This is a genomic window from Allomuricauda sp. M10, assembly GCF_020782875.1.
Classification (GTDB): domain Bacteria; phylum Bacteroidota; class Bacteroidia; order Flavobacteriales; family Flavobacteriaceae; genus Flagellimonas.
The window spans coordinates 1-26,877 of sequence record NZ_JAJGBN010000008.1; the positions used below are offsets into that span (position 1 = coordinate 1).

General features: G+C 41.2%; 27 protein-coding genes and 1 tRNA gene. 16 read left to right on the top strand and 12 right to left on the bottom strand.

Going from position 1 to position 26,877, the window contains the following annotated elements; genetic code table 11:
- The first annotated feature begins 614 nt into the window (after positions 1–614).
- The 4 genes from thrS (at position 615) to rplT (ending at position 3,829) form a co-directional block, all read left to right on the top strand.
- Positions 615–2,555, top strand: coding sequence for a threonine--tRNA ligase (thrS, locus tag LKX84_RS16420; RefSeq protein ID WP_228238564.1), 1,941 nt, complete (start codon positions 615–617; stop codon positions 2,553–2,555).
- A gap of 35 nt (positions 2,556–2,590) precedes the next feature.
- A complete protein-coding gene (gene infC / locus LKX84_RS16425) occupies positions 2,591–3,142 on the top strand; it encodes a translation initiation factor IF-3 (protein WP_317206483.1) in 552 nt (183 codons plus the stop codon).
- 54 nt (positions 3,143–3,196) lie between these two features.
- On the top strand, positions 3,197–3,394 hold the full coding sequence (gene rpmI / locus LKX84_RS16430; protein ID WP_072879913.1) for a 50S ribosomal protein L35: 198 nt from the start codon (positions 3,197–3,199) through the stop codon (positions 3,392–3,394).
- Positions 3,395–3,484: 90 nt separating this feature from the next.
- Positions 3,485–3,829, top strand: a complete 345-nt coding sequence (gene rplT / locus LKX84_RS16435; protein ID WP_163636424.1) for a 50S ribosomal protein L20 — start codon at positions 3,485–3,487, stop codon at positions 3,827–3,829.
- Positions 3,830–4,033: 204 nt separating this feature from the next.
- Here the strand turns inward: rplT and LKX84_RS16440 are convergent, their stop codons facing one another.
- Positions 4,034–4,456 carry a secondary thiamine-phosphate synthase enzyme YjbQ gene (locus tag LKX84_RS16440; protein WP_228238742.1) on the bottom strand — a complete coding sequence of 141 codons (423 nt, stop codon included), beginning with the start codon at positions 4,454–4,456 and terminating at the stop codon, positions 4,034–4,036.
- A 100-nt stretch (positions 4,457–4,556) separates the two neighbouring features.
- Here LKX84_RS16440 and LKX84_RS16445 point away from each other — a divergent pair, with 100 nt between their 5' ends.
- Positions 4,557–5,348 carry an HAD family hydrolase gene (locus LKX84_RS16445; protein ID WP_228238565.1) on the top strand — a complete coding sequence of 264 codons (792 nt, stop codon included), beginning with the start codon at positions 4,557–4,559 and terminating at the stop codon, positions 5,346–5,348.
- Here the strand turns inward: LKX84_RS16445 and LKX84_RS16450 are convergent.
- The 5 genes from LKX84_RS16450 to tgt all read right to left on the bottom strand — a co-directional run bounded on the left by LKX84_RS16450 (position 5,345) and on the right by tgt (position 11,626).
- Complete coding sequence (locus LKX84_RS16450; RefSeq protein ID WP_410548886.1) at positions 5,345–6,655, bottom strand: asparagine synthetase B; 1,311 nt, start codon at positions 6,653–6,655, stop codon at positions 5,345–5,347. The two genes, LKX84_RS16445 and LKX84_RS16450, sit on opposite strands and share 4 nt — an antisense overlap.
- Positions 6,633–8,180: a replicative DNA helicase gene (dnaB, locus tag LKX84_RS16455; RefSeq protein ID WP_228238567.1), complete on the bottom strand. Its 1,548-nt coding sequence runs from the start codon at positions 8,178–8,180 to the stop codon at positions 6,633–6,635. The genes LKX84_RS16450 and dnaB overlap by 23 nt, the downstream gene beginning before the upstream one ends.
- 167 nt (positions 8,181–8,347) lie before the next feature.
- Positions 8,348–9,301 carry an acetyl-CoA carboxylase carboxyltransferase subunit alpha gene (locus tag LKX84_RS16460; RefSeq protein ID WP_228238568.1) on the bottom strand — a complete coding sequence of 318 codons (954 nt, stop codon included), beginning with the start codon at positions 9,299–9,301 and terminating at the stop codon, positions 8,348–8,350.
- A gap of 112 nt (positions 9,302–9,413) precedes the next feature.
- Positions 9,414–10,496 (bottom strand): LptF/LptG family permease, encoded by a 1,083-nt coding sequence (locus tag LKX84_RS16465; protein WP_228238570.1) that lies wholly within the window; start codon positions 10,494–10,496, stop codon positions 9,414–9,416.
- Positions 10,496–11,626, bottom strand: coding sequence for a tRNA guanosine(34) transglycosylase Tgt (tgt, locus tag LKX84_RS16470; protein WP_228238573.1), 1,131 nt, complete (start codon positions 11,624–11,626; stop codon positions 10,496–10,498). Before tgt ends, LKX84_RS16465 begins: the two co-directional genes overlap by 1 nt.
- Positions 11,627–11,779: 153 nt before the next feature.
- Here tgt and LKX84_RS16475 point away from each other — a divergent pair, with 153 nt between their 5' ends.
- The 3 genes from LKX84_RS16475 to LKX84_RS16485 are packed head-to-tail and all read left to right on the top strand — an operon-like array spanning position 11,780 to position 14,257.
- Positions 11,780–12,625, top strand: coding sequence for a transketolase (locus LKX84_RS16475; RefSeq protein WP_228238575.1), 846 nt, complete (start codon positions 11,780–11,782; stop codon positions 12,623–12,625).
- Positions 12,626–12,642: 17 nt separating this feature from the next.
- On the top strand, positions 12,643–13,596 hold the full coding sequence (locus LKX84_RS16480; protein WP_228238577.1) for a transketolase family protein: 954 nt from the start codon (positions 12,643–12,645) through the stop codon (positions 13,594–13,596).
- Positions 13,597–13,645: 49 nt separating this feature from the next.
- The gene (locus LKX84_RS16485; protein ID WP_228238579.1) at positions 13,646–14,257 is read left to right on the top strand and encodes an outer membrane beta-barrel protein; all 612 of its coding nucleotides are present in this window, start codon (positions 13,646–13,648) and stop codon (positions 14,255–14,257) included.
- A gap of 54 nt (positions 14,258–14,311) precedes the next feature.
- Here the strand turns inward: LKX84_RS16485 and LKX84_RS16490 are convergent, their stop codons facing one another.
- Positions 14,312–15,250 carry an FKBP-type peptidyl-prolyl cis-trans isomerase gene (locus tag LKX84_RS16490; RefSeq protein ID WP_228238581.1) on the bottom strand — a complete coding sequence of 313 codons (939 nt, stop codon included), beginning with the start codon at positions 15,248–15,250 and terminating at the stop codon, positions 14,312–14,314.
- Positions 15,251–15,327: 77 nt separating this feature from the next.
- Here LKX84_RS16490 and LKX84_RS16495 point away from each other — a divergent pair, with 77 nt between their 5' ends.
- Both LKX84_RS16495 and LKX84_RS16500 read left to right on the top strand, forming a co-directional pair.
- The gene (locus tag LKX84_RS16495; protein ID WP_228238582.1) at positions 15,328–15,699 is read left to right on the top strand and encodes an RNA-binding S4 domain-containing protein; all 372 of its coding nucleotides are present in this window, start codon (positions 15,328–15,330) and stop codon (positions 15,697–15,699) included.
- A 31-nt stretch (positions 15,700–15,730) separates the two neighbouring features.
- A complete protein-coding gene (locus tag LKX84_RS16500; RefSeq protein ID WP_228238583.1) occupies positions 15,731–16,228 on the top strand; it encodes a phosphoribosyltransferase family protein in 498 nt (165 codons plus the stop codon).
- Here the strand turns inward: LKX84_RS16500 and LKX84_RS16505 are convergent.
- Positions 16,220–16,732 (bottom strand): shikimate kinase, encoded by a 513-nt coding sequence (locus LKX84_RS16505; protein ID WP_228238584.1) that lies wholly within the window; start codon positions 16,730–16,732, stop codon positions 16,220–16,222. The two genes, LKX84_RS16500 and LKX84_RS16505, sit on opposite strands and share 9 nt — an antisense overlap.
- Positions 16,733–16,851: 119 nt before the next feature.
- On the opposite strand from LKX84_RS16505, the gene LKX84_RS16510 reads away from it, so the two are divergent.
- From LKX84_RS16510 to LKX84_RS16535, 6 genes are all read left to right on the top strand, one after another.
- A tRNA-Lys gene (locus tag LKX84_RS16510) sits at positions 16,852–16,924 on the top strand.
- 188 nt (positions 16,925–17,112) lie between these two features.
- Positions 17,113–18,210 (top strand): helix-turn-helix domain-containing protein, encoded by a 1,098-nt coding sequence (locus LKX84_RS16515; protein WP_228238585.1) that lies wholly within the window; start codon positions 17,113–17,115, stop codon positions 18,208–18,210.
- Between the two features lie 100 nt (positions 18,211–18,310).
- Positions 18,311–19,960 (top strand): serine hydrolase domain-containing protein, encoded by a 1,650-nt coding sequence (locus LKX84_RS16520; RefSeq protein WP_228238587.1) that lies wholly within the window; start codon positions 18,311–18,313, stop codon positions 19,958–19,960.
- Positions 19,961–20,039: 79 nt separating this feature from the next.
- A complete protein-coding gene (locus LKX84_RS16525; RefSeq protein WP_228238589.1) occupies positions 20,040–20,858 on the top strand; it encodes a formylglycine-generating enzyme family protein in 819 nt (272 codons plus the stop codon).
- A gap of 67 nt (positions 20,859–20,925) precedes the next feature.
- The gene (locus tag LKX84_RS16530; protein WP_228238591.1) at positions 20,926–21,495 is read left to right on the top strand and encodes a DinB family protein; all 570 of its coding nucleotides are present in this window, start codon (positions 20,926–20,928) and stop codon (positions 21,493–21,495) included.
- An 80-nt stretch (positions 21,496–21,575) separates the two neighbouring features.
- On the top strand, positions 21,576–22,187 hold the full coding sequence (locus LKX84_RS16535) for a hypothetical protein (RefSeq protein ID WP_228238593.1): 612 nt from the start codon (positions 21,576–21,578) through the stop codon (positions 22,185–22,187).
- A 58-nt stretch (positions 22,188–22,245) separates the two neighbouring features.
- On the opposite strand, the gene LKX84_RS16540 is transcribed toward LKX84_RS16535, so the two are convergent.
- The 4 genes from LKX84_RS16540 to LKX84_RS16555 form a co-directional block, all read right to left on the bottom strand.
- Positions 22,246–24,360, bottom strand: coding sequence for a M28 family peptidase (locus LKX84_RS16540; protein ID WP_228238602.1), 2,115 nt, complete (start codon positions 24,358–24,360; stop codon positions 22,246–22,248).
- A gap of 195 nt (positions 24,361–24,555) precedes the next feature.
- Positions 24,556–25,833, bottom strand: coding sequence for a mechanosensitive ion channel family protein (locus LKX84_RS16545; RefSeq protein ID WP_228238604.1), 1,278 nt, complete (start codon positions 25,831–25,833; stop codon positions 24,556–24,558).
- A gap of 79 nt (positions 25,834–25,912) precedes the next feature.
- Positions 25,913–26,200: a putative quinol monooxygenase gene (locus tag LKX84_RS16550; protein ID WP_228238606.1), complete on the bottom strand. Its 288-nt coding sequence runs from the start codon at positions 26,198–26,200 to the stop codon at positions 25,913–25,915.
- 21 nt (positions 26,201–26,221) lie between these two features.
- Entirely contained in the window at positions 26,222–26,815 is a 594-nt protein-coding gene (locus LKX84_RS16555) for an NAD(P)H-dependent oxidoreductase (RefSeq protein ID WP_228238607.1), read from the bottom strand.
- Positions 26,816–26,877: the final 62 nt, after the last annotated feature.

Here is a 26,877-nt window from a genome sequence, read left to right on the forward strand (position 1 = left end):
TATTCTAATACCGAGTCAATCTCATTAAATCAATCCTCTCTCGGCTTTGTCCACATAACCTTATCGGTTAAGCGGCTGCAAATGTACAACTGTTTTTTAAACCAGCAAGCTTTTTTAAAAATATTTTCAAGCTTTTTCTTTATCTCAAAACAATCATTTTACAAGAACTTTTTCCCAAAACACCTCGGTGTTTTTCGGGCTGCAAATGTAAAATGCTTTTTTTGATTACACAATGCTTTATTTGATATTTTTTTTCAAGCCTTTCCGACTTATCAAAACAGCATGTCAATGAGCTTTTGTACTAACCTAAAAACAAACCCTTTGTTGTTTTTCGGGCTGCAAATGTAACACGCTTTCCATAATATACAAGAGTTTTTTTTGCCTTTGCAGCATATTTACATTCAAGTCACTGAAAACAAAGCCTATAAAAATACAACTTTTTTTAAAACTTCAAAACAACCAAACCTTTCTTGTAACATCAAGTCGAAAAAGCCAATTAAATCCACTTTATTCCAAGTAGAATATTCATGCATATATAATGTGTAGGTATTGTAACATCTATACAAGATATTATCTTTGTCCTCTCCAAAGTAAAACTTAGAAGTTTAAACCACATGATAAAGATCACACTACCAGATGGTGCTGTAAAAGAAGTAGAAAAGGGAACTACGCCCATGGGCATTGCCAAAGGTATCAGTGAAGGCTTGGCCAGAAATGTTATTTCAGCCAAATTCAATGATACAACTGTGGAGACCACAACCCCTTTAACGGAAAATGGCTCCCTTACCTTATATACATGGAACGATGATGAGGGAAAAAAAGCTTTCTGGCATTCCACATCGCATGTGGTGGCTCAAGCTTTGGAGGAAATGTACCCAGGCATTAAGCTGACCATTGGGCCAGCTATTGACAGCGGGTTTTATTATGATGTTGATTTTGGTGACCAATCCATCTCAGAAAAGGATTTACCCGAAATTGAAAAGAAAGCCTTGGAAATTGCCCGCGGGAAGTTTGACTACAACATGAGGAGCGTTTCCAAAGCAGATGCCCTTAACTATTACAAGAACCAAGGCAATGAATATAAGGTAGAGCTTATTGAAAACCTGGAGGACGGAACCATTACCTTTTGCGACCATAGCACCTTTACCGACCTTTGTCGTGGTGGACACATTCCAAACACCGGAATCATAAAAGCCATAAAGTTGTTGAGCGTTGCCGGGGCCTATTGGCGTGGTGATGAAAAAAACAAACAATTGACCAGGGTATATGGTATTTCTTTTCCTAAGCAAAAAGAGCTGACCGATTACCTTGAACTTTTGGAAGAGGCAAAAAAAAGGGACCACCGTAAATTAGGTAAAGAACTGGAACTTTTTACGTTCTCACAGAAAGTAGGACAAGGCCTTCCTTTGTGGTTGCCCAAGGGTGCAGCACTAAGGGAACGTTTGGAACAGTTTTTAAAGAAGGCACAAAAGAAGGCCGGTTATGAAATGGTGGTCACTCCCCATATCGGGCAAAAAGAATTGTATGTTACTTCTGGGCATTATGCCAAATATGGTGCAGATAGCTTTCAACCTATACGTACCCCAAAAGAAGATGAGGAGTTTTTATTGAAACCGATGAACTGTCCGCATCACTGCGAAATCTACAACAGTCATCCATTCAGTTATAAAGATTTGCCAAAACGTTATGCTGAATTCGGTACTGTATATAGGTATGAACAAAGTGGGGAGTTACACGGTCTTACCCGTGTACGAGGGTTTACGCAGGATGATGCCCACATTTTTTGCACCAACGAACAGTTGAACGACGAGTTCAAAAATGTCATCGACCTTACCTTATATGTATTGAATTCTTTGGGCTTCAATAATTTTACGGCCCAGGTTTCGGTACGCGACTTGGAACATCCTGAAAAATACATAGGAAATGCCGAGGATTGGGAGAAAGCTGAACAGGCCATTATTGATGCAGCTGAGGAAAAAGGATTGAAATATGTGGTTGAAAGTGGTGAAGCCGCTTTTTACGGACCAAAGCTCGACTTTATGGTGAAGGATGCCCTTGGCCGTAACTGGCAGTTGGGTACCATTCAGGTTGATTATAACCTACCGAAACGTTTTGACCTTACCTATAAAGGAAGTGACAATGAATTGCACCGCCCCGTTATGATCCACCGAGCACCTTTTGGCAGTATGGAGCGTTTTGTGGCGTTATTGCTGGAACACACTGGGGGCAACTTCCCGCTGTGGCTCATTCCGGTACAAGCTATTGTATTGCCCGTCAGTGAGAAACATGAAAAATATGCCGAAAAAGTTTTGAATTCACTAGAAAATAACGAAATTCGCGCGCTCATTGATAAGAGGAATGAAACGGTAGGGAAAAAAATCCGTGAGGCAGAACTCAAAAAAATCCCGTTCATGTTGATCGTCGGGGAGCAGGAAGAAGCTTCCGGAACCATATCGGTAAGAAGACATGGAGGAGAGGATTTGGGCAGCCTGAGCACCGATACATTTTCCGACTTGGTATCTACTGAAATAAATAGTACCTTAAAGTCGTTCTAAAAATCAAGTTTAACTAAAAAGTATACGTCATAGCAATACGAAGAAAATTTAAGCCCCAACCACAGAGGGAAAACAAAAACCCTCACAATATCAATGAAAAAATTAAAGCCCGCGAAGTAAGGTTGGTGGGCGATAATGTGGAGATGGGTGTTTACCCCATTGCAAGAGCAATGGAAATGGCCAACGAACAGGAATTGGATTTGGTGGAAATTTCACCTAATGCCAATCCTCCCGTTTGTAAGATTATCGATTACAAAAAGTTCCTTTACGAACAAAAGAAAAGGGACAAAGCCCTAAAGGCCAAGGCAACCAAAGTTATCATCAAGGAAATTAGGTTTGGTCCACAGACGGATGACCATGATTATGACTTCAAGAAGCGACATGCAGAAAAATTCTTGAAGGAAGGTGCCAAACTGAAAGCCTATGTGTTCTTTAAGGGACGTTCCATCGTTTACAAGGACCAAGGTGAAATTTTGTTGCTCAAACTAGCCCAAGAATTGGAAGAATGGGGCAAAGTGGAGCAAATGCCTAAATTGGAAGGAAAGCGTATGACCATGTTCATCGCTCCCAAGCCAAACAAGAAATAAAAAATACTGAACCATTGTTCAGCATAATAATAAGCGGAGTTAAAAACTAGGAAAATGCCTAAGATGAAAACAAAATCCAGTGCCAAAAAGCGTTTTAAGCTTACCGGTTCTGGTAAAATCAAGAGAAAGCACGCTTTTAAGAGTCACATCTTGACCAAAAAGTCTAAAAAGCGTAAGCTAAAGCTGACTCATTCCACGTTGGTGCACCCATCAGATGAGAACAGCGTATTGGAACAATTGCGTTTAAAATAATTGTTCAATCGGTACATTATTTATTAACCCTGGAGTTAGGCCATTAAAGTTCCCGTTTTTGGGACGCCTACTACAAAAAAATGAAACATTATGCCAAGATCAGTAAATTCAGTTGCTTCACGCGCTAGGAGAAAAAAAGTGATGAAGCAGGCCAAAGGTTACTTTGGAAGACGTAAAAACGTTTGGACAGTAGCCAAAAATGCGGTAGAAAAAGCAATGCTATATGCTTACCGCGATAGAAAGACCAAAAAACGTAACTTCCGTTCCCTATGGATTACCCGTATCAACGCCGGTACCAGATTGCACGGAATGTCTTACTCTCAATTCATGGGAAAAATCAAATCCAACGGAATCGAACTTAACAGAAAAGTTCTTGCGGATTTGGCCATGAACCACCCTGATGCCTTCAAGGCCATCGTGGAAAGAGTAAAATAAAAATCAATATAAACTTACCCCGCTTATTAAAAATCCCGCCTAGTGCGGGATTTTTTATTTCTAGCCTAAAACTGGTTGACACGAATTATTCGAATTGGCTCTAATGCATCTGCCTTTCTTTCTGCAAAAATTAGAAGAACAAAAAAATTATACTCAACTTCAACTAATTGAATTGTTTATTGAAAATTGTACATTGACGATTGCTTACAGTCCAAAAGCAGTGATGACCAACCTTCTTCCTGAGGCGTGGTTGCGGTGTTCACAAAGATAAATTCCCTGCCAAATTCCCATATTCAATCGTCCACGAGTAATCGGAATCTGAACCGAGGCTCCCATCAAAGATGCCTTGATATGTGCAGGCATATCATCTGGCCCTTCGTAATTGTGCACATAATAAGGAGCGTTCTCGGGTACCATCTTATTCATATGACTTTCAAAATCCGTACGAACGGTTGGATCGGCATTTTCATTGATCGTTAAACTGGCAGATGTATGTTTGATGAATACCTGTAACATTCCCGTTTCAATTTTACTGATCTCTAGCAATGACTCCAAAACGGTTTCCGTGATTAAATGAAAGCCTCGCTTGAAGGGTCTCAATTGTATTTCCTTTTGATAAAATTGCATGGTCATGGTACTGGTTCCGCACGAAAATAATACAAACTTTACCAAACAACCATGATTCTTTGATTGGAAGGGAATACCTTTGCAGCTTAATTTTTTTAGCATGGACCTATCACAGATAAAAATGGTTGTTTCCGACATGGACGGCACTTTGTTGAATTCCAACCACGAAGTGAGCCCACGTTTCTTTGAAATTTTCAAAGAACTGCAAAAAAGGAACATCACCTTTGTTGCCGCCAGCGGAAGACAATACCACAGTATGGTGGACAAGTTGGATTCCATTAAGGATGAGATTATTGTGATAGCCGAAAATGGCGCCTTGGTAAAACAACAGGGGAAAGTTTTGCTTACCACCCCTATTGATGGGTCTGAAGTAAACCGCATTTTGGAAACCGTAGCCCCTTTGGAAAATGTACACCCGGTACTCTGTTGCCAGAACAACGCCTTTGTGTGTGGGGATTCTGATGCCTTCATCACCATGTTGAAGGAATATTACTCCGAATTTCAGATAGTAAGAGACCAATCCCGAGTAGATGAAGAAGTCCTAAAAATTGCCATTTATCATTTTGAAAGCTCAGAAAGGTTCATATATCCGGCAGTGAAACATTTGGAAAGTGAACTGAAGGTAAAAGTATCCGGGGCCAATTGGGTAGACGTATCCGACATGAACGCTCACAAAGGTTATGCCTTGCAAAAAGTGATGGAGCAGCACAATGTAGCGCCCCACGAGATTATTGTTTTCGGGGATTACAATAATGACCTAGAAATGTTGGAACTTTCCGAATATAGTTTTGCGATGGCAAATGCCCACCCCAATGTGCTAAAAGCAGCCAAATACAAAACCACTAGCAACAACGATTTTGGCGTAGAACGGATTTTGGAAAAATTACTCTAGGTTTTCTGCTTTTTCTTCCTTGCGGCGGGGAATAAAACATTGTTCAATATCAAACGATAGCCCGGCGAAGTGGGATGCAGGTCCAGTTCCGTTTTGGGGTCCCCTACCCTGTGTTGGTAATCTTCGGGATCATGGCCTCCATAAAACGTAAAAAAGCCCTTCCCTTTTATGCCATGTATATAACGGGCCTCTCCATTGATCTTGTTTTCACCCAAAACCATTACCGTCGGTTTAATTTCATCCCTAGTAAAGGCCGTAGTCTGCCCCATAAAGCCTTTCACCAAACTGGTATGGTTCTGCGTTAACATGGTAGGCACGGGATCCCATTTGGCCGAAAATTCCATCAATGAAAAATAATCGGATTCCTTTTGAACGTTGCCACGCCTGTTGGTCATATCTATGGAAGAAAACTCATAACGCAATGGGTTCCGTTCAAGAATAAAATTGGTAAATGCAAAAGTGTTTCCAAAATCGAGTTTAGCCTGATAATTGGCATCCGAGGGATCCCCATCGAACATAGGTTCGCAGATGTCCACATTTTCGGCGGCCAAAGCAATGTCAAAACTGTCGGTTGCAGAACACATGGCGAACATGAACCCGCCACCTATTACATAATTCCTAATCTTTAGGGCTACAGCCAACTTCTCATCGGACACTTTGGAAAAGCCTAATTTTTGGGCCAATGCCTCAGCATCTTCCTTGGCTTCAATATACCAAGGCGCGGAACGGTAATGTCCATAAAACCGTCCGTATTGACCCGTAAAGTCTTCATGATGTAGGTGCAACCAATCGTACAAAGCCAATTTATCTCCCAAAACTTCCTCATCATAAATGGTGGTATAGGGAATTTCGGCATAAGTAAGCACCATGGTAACGGCATCGTCCCAAGGTTGGTTTTCCTTTGGGGAATACACCGCAATCTGAGGGGCTTTTTCCAAGACTACAGCATCTTGGTTTTGCGATGGACTGCTGATTTCATCCAAAATCTGTTCTGCCTGCCCATCAGTTAATACTTCAAAAGAAACTCCCCTGATCTGGCATTCCTTTCGTATGGCATCTCCATCAGGTAACAAAAAAGAACCTCCGCGGTAGTTGAGCAACCATTGTACTTTTTGTTGTTTGGAAAGCACCCAATAGGTAATTCCGTATGCTTTCAAGTGATTTTCCTGGCCTTCGGCATCCATAGGAATAAGAATGACGGAGGCGAAGGACTGCAATGAAAATAAAAAAACAAGAAAAAGAAGACCTCTCGACTTCGCTCGAGGCGACAAAAGTTGAAGTATTTTAGAACGGTACGTCGTTATCATCTGGGTCATCGTCACTGTTCATTGCGCTGCCAAATGCTTCGTTCGCACTAGGGAACTTTGGCGTTGCAAAGGGATTTTCTTCGTCCGCATTCATCTTCGATTGGAATTCGAATGGGGAATCAAAGTCATCCAAGTTATCAAATTTACCCAGAGCACCCACAAATTTTAACCTAATATTATCCAGACCACCATTACGGTGCTTGGCCACAATGAACTCCGCTTGACCTTGGGTAGGGGTGCGTTCCTCATCGTCCCATTCGTCAATTTTATAGTATTCTGGCCTGTAGATAAAGGATACAATATCCGCATCCTGTTCAATGGCACCGGATTCCCTAAGGTCGGAAAGGATCGGGCGTTTGCTGCCACCACGGGTCTCCACTGCCCTTGAAAGCTGTGAAAGGGCAATGACCGGAACATCCAATTCTTTGGCCAAAGCTTTCAGGTTACGGGAAATGGTGGAAATCTCCTGTTCACGGTTACCTCCTTTTTGGCTACCACCTGCCGTCATCAACTGCAAGTAATCGATGATTATAAGCTTTATTTTATGTTGCGAAGCCAATCGGCGTGCTTTGGCACGTAGGTCGAAAATGGAAAGTGAAGGAGTATCATCAATGAACAAAGGCGCTTTTTCCAAGGCTTTTACCTTTACGTTCAATTGCTCCCACTCGTGTTTTTCCAATTTACCGGTCCTCAATTTTTCTGAAGAAAGTCCAGTTTCCGAAGAAATTAAACGGGTAATCAACTGTACCGATGACATCTCCAAGGAGAAAAAAGCAACTCCATTACCTGAATTAACGGCAATATTACGCGCCATAGACAATGTCAATGCCGTTTTACCCATACCTGGCCTTGCCGCCACAATGATCAAATCACTTGGTTGCCAACCAGAAGTCAACCGATCTAGCTTGTCAAAGCCGGATGGGATTCCGCTTAGCCCTTCTTTGTTGGAAATTTCCTCAATTTTCTTTTTGGCTTGGATCACCAAGTTTTGCGCTGTCTCTGCAGAACGCTTCAAATTACCTTGGGTTACCTCGTACAGCTTTGCTTCTGCGTTATCCAACAAATCGAAAACATCGGTGGAATCGCTATAAGCGTCCTCAATAATTTCACTGGAAATTTTAATGAGGCTCCTTTGAATATACTTTTGGAGAATAATCCTGGCGTGGAACTCAATATGCGCCGAAGAAGCTACCTTTTGGGTGAGTTTTATGAGATAAAAATCCCCTCCAGCGGCTTCTAGCTTACCATCTTTCTTTAATTGCGAGGAAACGGTTAATAAATCCACTGGTTCGGAGGATTCGAACAATTTGAAGATGGCCTCATAAATATATTTGTGGGCATCCTTGTAGAACACATCCTGATGAAGAATATCGATTACTTCATCCACACCCTTTTTGTCAATCATCATAGCACCCAACACAACCTCCTCTAAATCAACAGCTTGAGGTGGTATTTTTCCTTTTTCAAGGCTAATAAGAGTAGATTTGTCCACTCGGTGTCCGATGACGGGGCTAGGCTTGTCCATGAATGCGAAAGTAGCTAATTAACCTTTAGTTAACTTTAAAATTGACGGAGGCGATTTCCACAGGTACTCAACAAATAAAATGTTGATAACTAAAAATACCTGTTGATAACATAAAAAAAATGCAGGATTTAACCTAATTCAAAAGGTTAACCTCTGAAAACCATGACTTATTCGTCGAAGACGCCCATTTCACAGTATTTATCCATGCGAGACTTGACCAGTTCTTTTGGTGATAACTTTTTAAGTTCCTCGTAATGGGACGAAATTTTGTTTTTTACGATTTCAAAAGTCTTATCCCTATTGGAATGTGCACCACCAAGTGGTTCTTTTACGATCTCATCGACCAACTTCTGCTTCTTCATATCGGCAGCGGTCAATTTTAACGCATCGGCAGCTTGTTCTTTATATTCCCAGCTCCTCCACAAAATGGATGAACAGGATTCAGGTGAAATAACGGAGTACCATGTGTTTTCCAACATCAGTACCTTATCACCTACTCCAATACCCAAGGCGCCACCGGAAGCTCCTTCACCAATAATGACTACAATGATAGGCACTTTAAGTCGGGTCATTTCCAGAATATTTCGAGCAATGGCCTCACCTTGTCCTCTTTCTTCTGCTTCGATACCTGGATAGGCACCAGGGGTATCAATAAAGCTCACCACTGGGATTCCGAATTTTTCGGCAGATTTCATTAACCTAAGTGCCTTTCTGTACCCTTCTGGGTTGGCCATACCAAAGTTTCGGAACTGTCGTGTTTTGGTATTGTATCCTTTTTGCTGACCGATGAACATATAGCTCTGGTCACCAATCTTGCCCAATCCACCGATCATGGCCTTGTCATCCTTCACATTTCGGTCTCCATGAAGTTCCAAAAAGGTCTCTCCACAAATAGCCCGAATATAGTCCATGGTATAGGGTCTATTGGGATGTCTTGACAGTTGTACCCTTTGCCAAGCGGTCAAATTTTTATAGATATCCTTTCGGGTATCTTCCAGTTTCTTTTCAATCTGGGTACATGTTTCACTTACATCTACATCACTTTCTTCCCCAATGATCATACATTTTTGAAGCTGTTCTTCAAGTTCTTTGATGGGAAGTTCAAATTCTAGATATTCCATGGAAAGTTGAAATTTTCAATAAAAACAATGGGGACAAATATATAACATTAAAGGTTATCCAAATAACTTGTGGAAGGCATTTAACGTCAAACATTTAAATAGATTTACCGATTTAGCGCTTGGCCTTCATCAGCATGTAAACGGCAAATGCACCGAACAAAAGATTGGGAATAAGTACGGCCAACAAAGGTGAAAACCCGGATTGTTCCGCTAGGGTACCGAACACCTTGTCAAAGAAAATGTATATAAACGCCACCCCTATACCAAAGGCCAAATTGAGTCCCATACCTCCCCTTCTTTTTACCGAGGATACGGCCACCGCAATAACGGTCAGGATAAACGCGGCAATGGGCAGGGCCCATCGTTTGTATTTTACCAGTACATAAGCATTGATGTTGGATGCCCCTTTGCTACGTTGATCTTCGATAAAATCATTGAGCTCGAAAAGGTTTTTGGTCTCGGCCACGTAGGAAACTGGTGTAAGATCATCAATCTGGAAAGCAAAAATGGTATCCAACCTGCGTTTGGAGTTAATGTATTCCGTTTCGTTCCGTACTTGGCGTTTCTCGTAGTTGGTCAATCGGTACACGCTGTCGTTTTCTACCCATCTGATATTACTCGCAGATATTTTATAATCCAACTTTCCGATGGTATCAAAATGCTCATAGGTAAAATTGTAGCCGATCTGGCGGTTTGGATCAAAACTGCTTACGTAGATATAATCCGTTTCGTTCAACTGGTTGAAAATGTTTTCCGTAACCCTATCCTGGCGTCCTTTTTTGAAGTATTTGTATTCAAACTCATTGAAACCGATACTGGCATGGGGAACGATGAACATCCCCATCATAAAAATGAGGAAGGCGACCAAAGTAGCACCGATAAAATACGGGCGCAAAAATCGCCAATACGAAACCCCCGAACTTAAAATGGCCACAATTTCAGTATTGCTCGCCAGTTTTGAGGTAAAGAAAATAATGGACAGGAAAAGGAAAATGGGCAACAACAGGTTTCCAATTACCAAAGTGAAGTTCCCGTAAAAAACGATTACTTCAGACAAAGGAGCCTCGTTATCGATGATTTTCCCGATCTTTTCAGCCAAGTTGGCCATGATCCCAATGGGTACAAAGAGCATGAGCATCCCCAAAAAGGTGACCAAGTAGCGTTTTAGAATGTACCTATCGAGTATGGTGAGCATTAGAGTCTTTTATCCATTTGTTGTACCATCCGGTTTTTCCATTCCAGAAAATCCCCTGCTAAAATACGTTCTCTGGCGGTACGTACCAACCAAAGATAAAATCCTAAATTATGTATGGTAGCGATCTGCTTGCCCAAATATTCATTGGCGGCGAACAAATGTCTCAAATAAGCCTTGGAATATTCGGTGTCCACAAAAGTGATTCCCATCTCATCAATAGGGGAAAAATCGTTTTCCCACTTTTTATTTTTGATGTTGATGGTACCATGTGCCGTGAACAACATACCGTTCCTGGCGTTACGGGTGGGCATCACACAATCGAACATGTCCACACCCAGTGCAATATTCTCCAAAATATTGATGGGCGTTCCAACACCCATTAAATATCGGGGCTTGTCTTCTGGTAAAATATCACAGACCAATTCTGCCATTTCATACATTTCCTCCGCAGGTTCACCTACTGAAAGTCCACCAATGGCATTCCCCTCCGCTCCTACCGAAGCAATATATTCGGCGGATTGTTTTCTCAAATCCTTATAGGTTGACCCCTGAACAATTGGAAAAAAGGTTTGGGAATACCCATATTTAAAGGGAAGTTTTTCCAAATGGTTGATGCATCTGTCCAACCATCTATGGGTCAAATGCATGGAACGCTTGGCGTATTGGTAATCACAGGGGTACGGAGTACATTCATCAAAAGCCATGATGATGTCTGCACCTATGGTGCGTTGGATCTCCATTACATTTTCTGGAGTGAAAAAATGGTGAGAGCCATCAATATGCGACTTGAACTTTACTCCTTCTTCCTTTATTTTCCTATTACTGGAAAGTGAATACACCTGATATCCCCCACTATCGGTCAAGATGTTTCGGTCCCAACCCATAAATTTGTGCAGGCCACCGGCCTCTTCCAAAATACCGGTATTGGGGCGTAAATAAAGGTGATAGGTGTTCCCCAAAATGATATCGGGATCGATCTCTTCCTTCAATTCTCTTTGGTGTACTCCCTTTACGGAAGCCACCGTTCCCACGGGCATAAAAATTGGGGTCTGGATATTTCCATGATCCGTTGTTATTTCTCCCGCCCTTGCCTTACTTTTGCTATCTTTATGAATTAAGGTAAAATCCAACTCGTACGTTTAAAACCGCAAATATAACCAACTCCTTTTCCTTAACCCTTAACAAAAAAATAAAGTTTTGGTCTACTTTTGGTTAATAAATGTGTTTTTTACACTTGTATAAAAGGATGATAGCCTTTACTTTTGAAAGATAAATTGAAAACAATGGCAAAAAATCAAGAATTGCAAGACCTGGTCTATCAGGTCAGAAGGGACATCTTACGTATGGTCCATAAGGTAAATTCAGGGCACCCCGGTGGCTCATTGGGCTGTACCGAGTTCCTTGTTGCGCTTTACAATGAGGTAATGGACCTTAAAGAGGGATTTGATATGGACGGAATCGGAGAAGACCTTTTCTTTTTGTCCAATGGACACATTTCCCCTGTTTTTTACAGTGTCTTGGCACGCAGAGGGTATTTCCCGATCGAGGAACTGAACACTTTTCGATTGATCAATTCAAGATTGCAAGGCCACCCTACCACTCATGAAGGATTGCCCGGAGTACGTATTGCCTCTGGATCTTTGGGTCAGGGAATGTCCGTTGCCATTGGTGCCGCTTTGGCCAAAAAATTAAACGGAGACAATCATTTGGTATTCAGTCTCCATGGTGATGGGGAACTTCAGGAAGGTCAAAACTGGGAAGCCATTATGTACGCATCCGGGAACAAGGTTGATAACCTTATCGCCACTGTGGACAGAAATGGTCAACAGATAGATGGCCCTACAGAAAAAGTATTGCCTTTGGGCGATGTTGCCGAAAAATTCAAAGTATTCGGATGGGACGTTATGGAGATTGCAAACGGAAATGATCTTGACCAGGTAGTGGCCGGATTGAAGGAAGCCAAATCTAGAACCGGAAAAGGAAAACCGGTTTGCATTGTGATGACCACGGAAATGGGCAACGGTGTTGACTTTATGATGCACACCCATGCTTGGCACGGTAAAGCGCCAAGTGATGAGCAGTTGGCCACGGCTTTGGCACAGAATCCAGAAACCCTAGGCGATTATTAATTTCAGAAAAACACACCATGACTAAATATACAGATCAAGGAAAACAAGATACCCGAAGCGGCTATGGTGCCGGAATGACGGAACTGGGAAGAACCAATCCAAACGTGGTGGCCCTTTGTGCCGATTTGGTGGGATCATTGAAGATTGAAACCTTCATTGAGGAAAGTCCGGAAAGATTTTTTCAAGTGGGGATTGCCGAGGCCAACATGATGGGGATTGCAGCAGGCTTGACCATTGGTGGTAAGATCCCGTTTGCCTCATCTTTTGCCAACTTTGCCACAGGAAGGGTCTATGATCAAATCCGTCAATCTATTGCCTATTCGGATAAAAACGTAAAAATATGTGCCTCCCACGCGGGTCTTACCCTTGGTGAAGATGGTGCAACGCATCAAATTCTAGAGGACATCGGGTTGATGAAGATGCTACCTGGGATGACGGTTATCAATCCTTGTGATTTTAACCAGACCAAAGCTGCCACCATTGCCATAGCAGAGCACCACGGTCCGGTTTACCTACGTTTTGGACGACCCAAAGTGGCCAACTTCACCCCTGTTGACCAAAAATTCGAAATAGGAAAAGCTTTAATGCTCAACGAAGGAACCGATGTGACCATCATTGCCACCGGACATTTGGTATGGGAAGCACTTATTGCCGCTGAACGTTTGGAAAACCAAGGAATCTCAGCTGAAGTCATCAACATACACACCATTAAACCTTTGGATGAAGAGGCCATTTTGGATTCCGTAAAGAAAACAGGATGTGTGGTGACTGCTGAGGAACACAATTACTTGGGCGGTTTGGGAGAAAGCGTGTCAGGTGTATTGGCGATGCACCATCCTGCTCCACAAGAACTAGTGGCCACAAAGGACACTTTTGGAGAAAGTGGCACCCCCGAACAGCTTATGGAGAAGTACGGTTTGAACAATAAAGCCATAGAAGAAGCCGTTTTAAGAGTGTTGAAGCGGAAATAGTTTCCGGTATCATTATTGATATACTTCAACCTCTAAAAAAGAACATTTTATGAAAAAAACGCTTCTAGTAGCAGTGTTTGCACTGTTTGGTGCTACTGCATTTGCCCAAAGTGGCTCCGGATTCGGTATTAAAGCCGGTTTATCTTATAACAAAAATGGTGATTTGATCAGCTCTGTTGGCGATGGCGGACAGGACATTATTGAAGGTGCCGAAGGTAAGGCCGGTTATCATGTTGGTTTCTGGGGAAAGTTGGACTTCCCAAAAATTTATTTGAGACCTGAATTGGTATATTCCAAGACCAAAAGTTCTTATGAAGTTGATGGAGATTCCCAGGATTATGACATTTCCAAATTGGATATGCCCGTACTGTTAGGGTATAAACTGATCGGTCCTTTGCACATTTTTGCAGGCCCCGCTTTTCAATACACCTTGAAAAACGATTTGGGCGATTTGGAGGTAGAGGACGTTAAAAACGACTTTACCGTTGGTTTGAATGCCGGTGTTGGCGTAAACCTTGGTAAAATTGGATTGGATGTTCGCTATGAACGTGGTTTCTCTGAAAATGAGGCCGAGTTCATCGGGAATAATGTTACCGATATTTCCGGAAGGGTAGATTCCAGACCTTCACAGGTTATTTTTGCCCTTTCCCTTAAGTTGTAAAAACTTGCTCATAAAAAATAAAAAGCCCGATGAAATCATCGGGCTTTTTTATGCTTAATTGGTATCTGGATCTAAGTAATCCGGAACTCCGTCCCCATCCTTGTCCGGGTAGGGTTTTATAATATTTCCGTTATCATCGGAGATTTCTTTTCGCGTTGAAACTCCATCACCATCATCATCCGCATCCCTGAAATTAGAAAAACTATCTTCGTCAGTATTATCATCATATAAATAACCATTCCCATTCAAATCTTCCTCAATAGAAGGGATACCATCATTGTCCAAGTCAGTATCTTCTACATACAGTCCCAACTCCACTTTAAACAAAATAGGGGAATAACTTGGTATGAGGGAAGAACCTGATCTATTGAAATAGGCCAAACCAGAAGGAATGACCAATATCCCCATTCCACTGTTCAAAATATCATAGGTACCATCCCCATTTTCTACGATCTGGTCTTCGGTTCCAGCATTCAACATTGCCACACCATTACCATACCCTCGCACTGTAACGGGAAGTTCTTGCCAAATAAAATCCTGGCTTTCATCGAACAAATTTCCGTTCAAAAGGGAACCTTGGTAACGGACCAAAGTAGAATCGGCAAACGTAGGGCTTCCGCCTCCACCTTCTCTTACGACAATATAGTAAAGGGTATGTTCAATATCCTCTTCGCCAGCGCTCAATCCCAAATAATCTGAATTTACTTTAATCTTTACGGATTGTGCATCCTCCATCAAAGAGCGTTTACCTGCATTATCCCCGGCCAAGGTATCGATCACAATTTTATAATCAAATCCTTCAGGCATGGTCAGTTCATCAAAATCCTCGTAGTTGTAGAAATGTGTATTCAGAAATTCTTTGATCGTTGCATCGTCCTCGGGAGCCACATCGCTCAATAGACTTGGCGGTACTTCCACAATCCCATCATCATCCTTTTTACACGAAAAAACAACCGTTACAAAAATCAAAGAAACTAAAATCCGGTACTTCATCAAGTTTGTCATTTAGCTGCGCAAGATACAATTTTCCGTTATTTTTGCTTTGTCCGTTAACAAAGAATTGCGAAGACATGCGTATTGACAAGTACCTTTGGTGTACCAGATATTACAAAACCCGGAACCTTGCCGCCACAGCCGTTAAAAAAGGACAGGTGAAGGTAAACGGGGCCGCGATCAAAGCATCTAGGGAGGTCTACCCGATGGATAAGATCATTGTAAGAAAGGATCAGGTGGATTATCAACTGACGGTGCTCGATCTTCCTGAAAGTCGAGTTGGGGCCAAATTGGTGGATATTTACCGAAAGGACACTACTCCAAAAGAGGCCTTTGAACATACCGAACTGCTGCAGCATGCCAAGACCCATTACCGCAAAAAGGGATTGGGCCGACCCACCAAAAAGGACCGGAGGGACATTGATGATTATTTGGACGAATCTGAATGATCTGTTTTATCTTTGAAGCAACAAGTACTATATGATGAACCGCATACTTACCCACGAACAGATCCAGCATATTGCCAAACGCATTGCCTATCAAATTTATGAGACGAATGTGGATGAGGAGGAAATCATTATTGCCGGTATTAACGGCGGTGGGGTGAACTTTGCCAAAAAAATTGCGGACATCCTTAAAAAGATTACCGATGCGAAAATTGTACTCCTTAAAATGGACATGGACAAAAAAAATCCATTGGACAGTGGGGTGAGTACGTCTATGGACGAAAAGGAGTATACCGATAAATCAATTGTATTGGTGGATGATGTGTTGAATTCCGGAACCACATTGATCTATGGCACGCATCACTTTTTAAAGACTCCAATAAAACAATTGAAGACAGCGGTTCTGGTCAATAGAAACCATAAAAAATACCCGATCAAAGCTGATTTTAAGGGAATTTCCCTTTCCACTTCGTTGAATGAGCACATTAAAGTGGTTTTTGAGCCCAATAATGATGCGGTCTATCTAGAGTAATACTTTTTTGATTTCATCAACCACAGCTTCGGGCTTTCCTTTACCATTGATCATGTGATGGGCCTGGGAGTAATACGGAATCCGTTCAAAAAGGTGTTTCCCTACAAATTCTGGTAAATCTGCATCGGGAATATCCTTTACAAGTGGCCGGTTTTCCTTTTCCCTAGCGATACGTTCCACCAAATCGGGAATAGCCATTTGCAGATAAATAGCGTGGTCTGCCTCCTCCAAAATAGTTTGCATATTGTTTCCGTAACAAGGTGTTCCCCCTCCTGTTGAAAGGACCACAGAAGCGTTTTCTTGCAATATTTTGGCCAACATTTGGTGTTCCAATTTTCGAAAATGGATTTCTCCCTTTTCAGAAAAAATGGTTTTGATGGATTTTTTTTCTTGTTCTTCGATGTAGGAGTCCAGATCCAGGAACGGAATTCCTAATTCACTGGCCAACAGCCGTCCAACTGTTGACTTTCCGCTTGCCATATATCCCAATAAAACTACTTTCATAAGCTTGAACTTCCTGCGATTTCAAAAAAACACAAATTTATCATTAATTCACCTTGTAAAATAGATTATTGATGTTATATTTGCACCCGCTTAGCAAAACTGCTACGCCCTTATTGAATGACCTGGTAGCTCAGTTGGTAGAGCATTTCACTTTTAATGAAAGGGTCCCGGGTTCGAGCCCCGGCCAGGTCACGAAATAAAATTTAAAACCTTGACAATCAAAGATTGATCAAGGTTTTTTCTTTTGTAGCCCCTCCGATATTCAGCCTGGACTCCGAACTGCTTCATTGAAAAAAGCTATTTTTATACCTGTTAGTACTGTATCGTTTCAAAGAAACGATGAGTAAGAATCAAAGGTAATTCTCAATATTATTTAAAAATTGGACAGTTTGGAACTTATCGCCAGTTTGGGAAAAATCATCTTTTTTTTGATGGTGCTATTTTCATTTTTCTTGTTCACTGTCAAAAGCGAGAAGAAAATGGCCAATCGTATCTTTGCCATATTTCTGCTGGTTACCGCCTTGGATTTATCGGGACTGTTCCTCATTGGCTTTTTTATGGAGCATCCCAATTTCAGGATACTGAAAACTTCTTCCACACTGTTACAGATGCCCCTGTTCTACTTTTATGTGCTCTCGGTCTGTTACTCTGATTTCAGGATAAAACCTAAGCATTGGTTACACGGGGCGTTGTTTTTGCTTTTTGTGCTGGTCTTTACAATCACATCCATTTCCGAGCAGAGTCTCTTCTATTTCAGTATCGTTGTAGAAGTGCAATACTTCAGCTATATCTTCGCTGTTTTTCATGCCCTAAAAAGATATAAGACCATTTATCTGGAGAATTATTCCCATGCCGATCGTACCGGGTATCAATGGTTGTTTCGAATAACCCTATTTTTCTGTTTTGCCCATGTTTTTGTATTGCTGAAAATGGGAGCTTTATTTTTGGGAAGTGAAGGCAACTTGATCCAGGTCCTGTATATTATCATCAGTATTGTGGCCCTATTCATCATTTGTTGGTTTGTTTTGACCGCTTTGTACAACCCACACCTTTTCACAGGTATTAAAACGGGACTTGTTCCGGTTCATTCCATCTTAAGGGAAAAAGAAACCGAGACAGAAAAGGACGACGAAACTCTTGAAGCTATCCAAAAATTGTTACATTTTATGGAAAACGAGAAACCGTATCTCGATTTCGAACTTACCTTGGAAAAATTGGCCTCCCATTTGCAAATACCCGATAGAGACCTGTCGATTTTAATCAACCATCACTTGGGCAAGCACTTCTTTGATTTTATAAACGAATACCGAATTGATAAGGCCAAGGAAATCCTGGAAAATCCAGACAATAGAAAACTCACCATTTTAGAAATCATCTATCAGGTTGGTTTCAACTCGAAATCTTCCTTTTACACCGCCTTCAAGAAAATTACCCATCAAACCCCAACAGCCTACAGAAAAGCAGCCCTCTCACAATAAACCATCACTCACACGGTACAATATTTAGTCCGACTTTCTTATTCGGACACTTTTATGAAAAACGACCTCTATGTTTGGGCCATATTCATCATTGTACATCATGAGAAAATCGATCTTACTTCTATTTCTTTTTGGCCTATCCTTTCAAAATTTCTTGGCGCAAAAAAATTACCAAAAAGAATTTCACCAAGTTGATTCAATACTTGGCAGCCACTATGATAAAAATGAACCAGGCATTGCGGTTGCCATCATAAAAGAGGGGAAAACCATATATAAAAATCAAATTGGTATGGCCGATCTTGAACAGGGGATTTCCATTTCTGACTCAACAGCCTTTCATATTGCGTCGGTCTCCAAACAATTTACAGCTTTTCTGGCCCTTTTATTGGAGAAAGAGGGTAAGCTATCCATGAGTGACGACATGCGGAAGTACCTGCCAGAATTGAAGGATCTTCCGTTCAAAATAAATCTTTACCAATTGGCCAACCATACCCATGGCCTACCTAATTTGAATGAATTGGCCCATCTGATCGGGATTGGACCTCAAGATCGAATGACACATAAAGAGGCAATAAAAATGCTGTTAAACATTAAGACGACTAATTTTAAACCGGGAGAAAAATATGAATACAATAACACAGGTCTTGCTCTACTGGCAGAAATTATAGAACGCGTTGAAGAAAAATCATTTAAGCAGGCACTAAAAGACAAAGTTTTTGAACCAGCTGGAATGATGCGGAGTAATGCTGTAGACAGTCCAGTGCTTATTGTGAAAAACAAGGCGCATTCATACAAGTTGGAACATGGGACCTACGTTAATTACCCCTTTAATTTAAAATCCAACGGTTCCACTGGGATAAGTACTACAATTAACGATATGGGTAAATGGGCATCTATGTTCCAAAACCCGTCCCCTGAAGCCAAAGAGATTTTTCAGGAGATGCAAAAACCAACTAAACTCAATTCAGGCAAAGTGGTTCAATATGGCTTAGGGTTGGAATTCAAAAATTATAAAGGCCTGAATTTGGTTTTTCATGGAGGTGGCGATGCGGGATATCGTTCATATATTCTGCACGTTCCAAAATTTCAATTTTCAGTTGTCATCCTTGGAAACAACAATGACTTTACGCCACTTGAGGTTGTCTACCAAATAGTGGATACATTCCTCAAAGACCATTTAAAAGAACCCTTGCCCCCCAAGAAAACACATTATACCGAAAGGGAGTTAAAATCATTTGAAGGCACTTACGAAATGTTTCCTGGAAACTATTTTAACATTATCGCCAACAAAGACACACTCTATTTCCAATCCTATGGAACCAAGGATAAAGCCCCACTTCCTATAATAGGCGATGATGAATTCCTGTTCCCCTACATCCCAACCGCTAAACTTTCCTTTTATAAAAACGGTTTCATTTTTCATATTGCCGATTTCAAATACGATTGTGAAAAGATAACCTTGGAAACGATTCTACCCGAGGAAGTAAAACTTACCGACTTTACAGGCTTATATAAAAATGAAGAATTCAACACCTTTTTTGAATTGGTCCTCCAAAATGGGGAATTGAAGGCAAAACATTGTTCAGATGAAGACATAGTGCTCCAACCACTCACCAAGGATAGTTTTTACTCTAGGAAATCTTTTTTCGGCAAACTAGATTTTACAAGGGACATACAGGGTAGTGTCATTAAATTTAAGGTGTCCGGTCAAAATTTAAAGGACATTGAATTTGTCAGAATACATGACTAAGTTTTAATCATGGCAGCTAAACATCTTTCCAATGATTCTCCCTTGAACCCATGTTATTAAACCAAACAAAAATCAAAAAATGATCAAAAAACAAACTTTACTGGTACTAGGAATTCTGGTTTTCCTTTCTTGCAAGCAAAACCAGGATGATACGGAAATCGACTGGGTTTTTGTAAAAGGGGGAACCTTTGAACAAGGCAAGAACCAAATCATCATCAGTCCAAAAGGAGATACCATTACAGGTTTCACCAGCCCTCATCGATTTGTGGAAATTAGCGATTTCTATATCAGTAAATACGAAATCACAGTGGAGCAGTTCAAAGAGTTTTGTAAAAGCACCAGAAGAAGCATGCCGGAAGCACCCATTGAAAATGCTTATGGAAAAAAAGTGTTTTATCAATGGGAAGATAAAAAACCTATGTTGGCCACTTGGGATGAGGCAAATGAATTTGCCAAATGGGCTGGAGGAAGATTACCGACGGAAGCAGAATGGGAATACGCCGCAAAAGGTGGGCAAAAAAGTAAAAACTTTACATATAGCGGGAGTAATGACCCAGTAGAAGTAGGTTGGGTCAGGGAAAACTCGGATAGTACTTTTCACAAGGTAGGACTACTCAAGCCAAACGAACTCGGCATTTATGATATGACCGGAAATGTAGGGGAATGGGTTTTTGATTGGTACAATCCAGAAAAAGATAGTTTGGTCAACAAAACAAACCCGCAAGGGCCACCCGAAGGTGCATATAAAATTTCAAAAGGGGTGAGCTGGTTTTACGAGACGCAGAACGCCAATGGAAAACCTTTGGAATATGGCATTCATATGCCAGAAGTAAGATACCAATCCCCTCCTGATACACGAAATGACGGATTTGGATTCAGGATTGCAAAAAATAAATAAAACGACCCCGACTTCCCATGGTCAAAATCATTGTGTATAATCATGAAAATCAATTGTTAAATAGATAATGCCCAATAAAACCTACTACAGAGATGCTCCAGCATATTGTCATTCCTTTTTTGACTTGGTTCAGACTGATGATCTGTTGAACGAACTTGAAAAAAGTAGAATTTTTACACAGGAGTTGTTCCATCTCATAACACCTGATACCGAAAATTACGCTTATGCACCCAGCAAGTGGACTACAAAAGAGGTCGTCCAGCATGTTATCGATTGCGAGAGGGTATATACATATCGGGCTTTGCGGTTTTCGAGGTTTGACTCTACCGAGCTTCCGGGTTTTGACGAGAACCAATACATCGAAAACCTAAAATCGACACACCTAAACCTATCCGATTTAAAAGAGGAATATGACTGTGTCAGAAATTCAACCATGACACTTTTTAAAAACATGACGGATGAAATGTTGGATTTTAAAGGAAAGGCAAACAAAGTCAATTTCACACCACGAGCACTTGGTTTTATGACTGTAGGACATAATCTGCACCACTGTCATTTTATAATGACCAACTATTTGAAACTGCCCCCAGCAATGCAAATTAACAAGGGAGGTTTGAGTAATGGAACAAAAAGTTAGCGAATTGAAATCTGCCACTAATCCTTATCCTATATTTTAGAATAATTATATTCAACCATATTTATAATATTTTCAATTGAATGGATAAACCAGATATGAGCGGAACTTGGTTAATGATCAACGATGGAAAATATTATGGAAAGCCGATGGTCATCAAATTTGAAGGGAATCAAATATTACATTATGAAATATTGGACCAGTTGAAAGATGGATTTTTGCAAAAGAAGTTGTTATACAGCGAAAAATGGTCGGAAACTAAAAATGAAGTCATCAACGAAAATCGAATTCGATTTTTTCGGATGGGAAAAACACATACCATAATCAGTGAAAACAAATCCAAAACAGAATACACTGAATTTACCATACACTATGAGCGACTAACACCTACTTTGACCGAATTAACTGAAGAGGAAATCCAAAAGCTTCAGTTTTTTATAGAATGGAACAACGAAATACTGGATTTTAAATTCAACCAAACATTGGACAGCATAACAATACAAGAACTCAACAAAAGGCTCGGAAAAGAAGGAAGAAAGCTTGTATTGGAAAAAATAAAAGATACCTATTTTGGTACTTTGTACGATAATGGAAATAGGGTCATTTTGTTGGCAATCAAGGAAATTGACCACGATAAAGTAGTCTTATACGGTTTCCCAAAGGAACCCTATCAAGTGGTGGGTTACCCAAAATAAACAATTACAAAAAAAGCAGGCCAAAGGCCTGCTTTTCCATATTCGCTTTTCAAGTTTCTTAGGAAATACTGTTTGCCAACGTCAAAATTTTGTTCGCCAAAGATTCGATGGCTGCAGCATAACGTTGATTCCATTCTTCCAACCTGTTTGATGATTCAAGGGATATTTCATATTCCAATCCAGGAAGGATCCAAGAAGCATACCCACTAAATGGATCGGTAGAAGCATACAAGGATTTGTACCAAGAACCATAATACATGCCCTTTTCATCAATAAAGCTTTTTTCCAAAGCGATCAATTGTTCATTGATACCTTTCAACTCCTTTTTGGAAAGTGTCTTTTCACCTAAAGCTTTGGTCAGGGCCACATCTAAAACGGTGGTGTTTTTTTCCAAAACGGCCAAAGCGGTTTCCACTTTTCCAAAGCCTGCAAAATCTTTATCAAATTCCTTTATCTTTTTGATGGCATTTTCAAAATGCCCTTTTAAGTCCGTGGCATATCTTTTTACATCATAGGGAATCACCTCCGCATTCGCCATTCGTAGCGCCATCAGACCGGCCCATTGCCCAATGGTTCCCCCCATTTTAAACTCAGGATCCACATAGGTCTCATAAAAATGGAAATCGTCATAATTGGTATGGTAAAGGGTAGGTCCACCAGAACCACCGCTTAAGGAGGGCACCCCTACGTGCATGTAAAAACCGATATGGTCCGATCCACCACCAAGGTTACCGATACCGGGAACTTCTTTCTCCCCTCTCCACTGATCGTAAAGCGTTTTATCGGTGTAAGGATAATCTACTTTTTGGGCCATTTCCGTTACGAGACCTTTTAACGTTGGGGACGAAGCAGCTCCAAAATTTTTACCTGAAACCCCGCCGTCAAAATTGAGATAGGCCACGGCTTTGGCATTCAAGGCATCACGCATTTGCTCCACCCATTCCGAAGAACCGATCACACCGTGTTCCTCTGCATCCCAATGTGCAATAAGGATGGAACGCTTTGGGGAATGTCCCGCTTTTACCATCTTGCCCAATGCCTCACTCAAAGATAACAGCATGGCTGTTCCACTATTGGGATCCGTTGCTCCAAAAGCCCAAGCATCGTAATGACATCCTAAAATGATCCACTCATCCGGATATTCGGAACCTTTAAAAGTCCCCACCACATTGCTGATTCGTGTAAAATCTTTTTTCTGGTCTACTTGTAACCTAAGGGTCAGTTCTTCCCCACCTTCCAATCGGTACGTGTAAGGCAAGCCACCCTGCCAACCCGAAGGAACCACTTTTCCGTTCATCCTAGCAAAGATTTCCTTGGCGGCACCATAGGCGATCGGAAGTACTGGAATGGTATGCAAGCTGGCTTCGGAGGGGTCCATTCGCTTGATTTTCTTTTTACCATCCATCGGAAGTGCAGGCTCAAATGGGGTCAAGGGGTCTCCTTCGTAATCCGTTGTCAAAAGAGAGCCCCGTTGAATGGCGCTTTCGTCATAAAATACCCCATCAGGATAAACCAGGCCTTTCATATAACCACTATCGGCAGGATCGGTATAAATAATCAAACCGGCCGCTCCATATTGTTCGGTAAATTTGGCCTTGTAACCTCTAAAGTTTCCTCCATAGCGAGCAATTACAATCTTTCCTTTTACATCTATGCCCATTTCAGCGAGCTTTTCAAAATCTTCCTTGGTTCCATAATTGGCATACACCACCGTAGCGGTTACATCCCCACTACCAGAATACGCATTCCAACCTTTTCCTAAAGTTGGGTCTGAAGAGAAGGGATCTTCCTGCATGATGTATTCCTGTTGGTTCAACGGCAACCGGATAGGTGTAACTAGGTCAATACTGGAAGTTCCGCCATCCGTAGTCATATAAATGTCGTATGGGTAGCGATCCACCTGCATTCCTGCAGCCTGCATCACTTGGGCCATATAATCGGCCACCTTTTCATTGGCTGGAGTACCTGCAATATGAGGCCGTTCTGTTAGTTTTTTCAAATGTTCCCGATAACTGGGAAAATCCATGCCCTGCAACAACAGGGTTTCCATTTTTTCCTGTTCTTGAAAGGAAGTTGGTGTATAGCCGTTCCATTCTTGGGCAGCTGCAAAATGACCAGTCAATAAGACCACAGAGTAATAAAGAAATGATGTAAGGGAAACTTTATGTTTCATATTTAAGAGGTTTGGTTTTTCCAAAAATAAGGCTTTAATCTTTCAAGATTTGTCCAATAGATGTTGCGGCAACAACTTTTGGATTATTCCTGATTTGGATCAGTTAGAATTATGGAATTACCAATCAAATTATTGGATTGCCTCATGAAATCAGCCCTTAGCAAAAGGTGTACAAAACCTTCCTAAGAATTCACCTCAATGCTCCGAATCATCCATAGTGATGGATGTAGGAAATTCAAATACCTCCAAAGAAAAATAAGGCAATGCGGCCAAAAGATGATCAAAGATATCGGCCATGACATATTCGTAGTTTTCCCAACGTTTATCGGAACTGAACGCATAGATTTCCAAGGGAATCCCCTTTGTGGTGGGTTCCAATTGACGCACCATCAAGGTCATATTTTTGTTGATGGCCGAATGGTTTTGAAGATAATTGGTGACGTATTTTCGAAAGACGCCAAAATTGGTAAGGTTACGTCCGTTCACCAAAAGTTCTTTGTTGATATTGTTATCCTTGTTATAGGCATTTATCTGTTCACTCCTAGTGTTTAAATAAGATTCCACCAACTGGATTTTCTTCAAATCCGCTATCTCCTTTTCGGTAAGGAACCGTATACTTTTTTGACGGATGATCAATGCCCGTTTGATCCGCCTTCCACCCGAAACCTGCATGCCCCTCCAGTTTTTGAAGGAATCCGAAATCAAGGCATAGGTAGGAATGGTGGTAATGGTCTTGTCAAAATTCTGGACTTTTACCGTGGCCAAGGAAATCTCGATCACATCACCATCGGCGCCATATTTTTCAAAAGTAATCCAATCCCCAATGCGAACCATATCGTTTATAGTCACCTGAATACTGGCCACCAGCCCCAGAATGGAATCCTTAAAAATGAGCAGTACAATGGCCGAGGCAGCACCAAGAGCCGTAAAAAACTTCCACACGGTGGTTTCGGTGACAATGGCAAATATGGTCAGGATCCCCACTACCCAAGCAAAAATCATAAACACCTGCACGTAACTGTCAATAGGCTTGTCCTTAAATTTTTGCAAGGTTTTTAGGTAGCCATTGGTGCTTTTAAAGAATTTCCTGAAAATGACCAGGGTAAGAAACACGAATAGGATCTTAATCACTTTCAAGGCAATGCCACTCGCATATTCAAAATCCATAAATGCGATGGGAACAAATTCCAACAAGAGCAACAATGGAAAAATATGAGCCACGTAGCGGGGCACTTGGTGCATCACCAGAAAATTATCGAAATTGTTCCGTGATTTTCGAGCCAAGCGAATGGAAACTCCACGCAACACCCTCCAAAGAATAAGATCCAGCACAAAGGCCACGATCAAAATCCCAACCAATAAAATCAATAGGTTGAGATAGGATGCCAAACCCTCACCCATCCCCGTTTTTAGAAGGTAGTCATAAAGCAGCCTTCCCCAATCCTTGTATATCGTAATGATTTCTGAAAACATGGTGCAAAATTACAGCATCCTTATGAGCTGCAAACATTTATTAACGCCTTATTCAGAATTGGGCTATTTGTTTTTATGATCAGACCCTATCCGCCTTGATGACCAAAGGGGTTTCCTGTAATTTTCCATTGGCAAAAGCCTGGAATTTTTTAATATGGGGTTGACCGTTGTGCTTTGTTAACCCCGCTTGGTCTTTCCAAATTTCATAAAAGATGAATCGGGTCTCATCCTCCTTGTCCTGATGAAGGTCGTATTGAATACATGCTTCTTCTTTGTGGGTTTCCTGCATAAGCTCCACCAATGCATTCTTTACTTCTGCAACAAATTCAGGTTTGCTGGTAATCAGGGCTACTACGTATATTTTCATGGCGTTGATTTTATGGGTTGACTATTTTATGATCTGTTCCAAATGGTTTCTATAACCACGAAGATACGTTTCTATCTGTGGATCTTTGATCACATTGAAACAATGAAAGTTAGGCAGTAATTCATACCCACAAAAACGATAGTTAACCCCAACGTTGTACAAAACATCATCCGCTGTTTTGCCTTGCAACAAATATTGGTCTTTGTTCCCTGAAAATTCATCCGGGGCATTCCAAGACGCTACCATGGTCATTTTTCGTCCCTGCATCAATCCACCGGTACCATAATTTTTGGAGGGGTCCTTTCGGGTGCGGCCATCATCCTTCAATAATTTACCCAAAGCCAGTCCGGTATTAAATACCTCATCCACATATTTTTTATGGATCCAAGGAGTATTGAACCAATACACTGGCGTATGTAGCACTACAACGTCAGCCTTGACATATTTTTCCACTTCTTCTGCGGGATCATATCCATTTTCAATTATGGTTTCGGTATAGGTATAACCGTGATCATCACAAAAGGTTTTGGTGGTTTCTGCTAGGGTTTTGGTCAATTTTCCTTCGGAAATACCATGATAATATTGATGGGCGTTGATAATGTGTAAATGTTTCATCGGTTTGTTTTGAAGAATAAGAATATGGGCGGACAGCCAAGGGCCATCCGCATTTAGAGAAT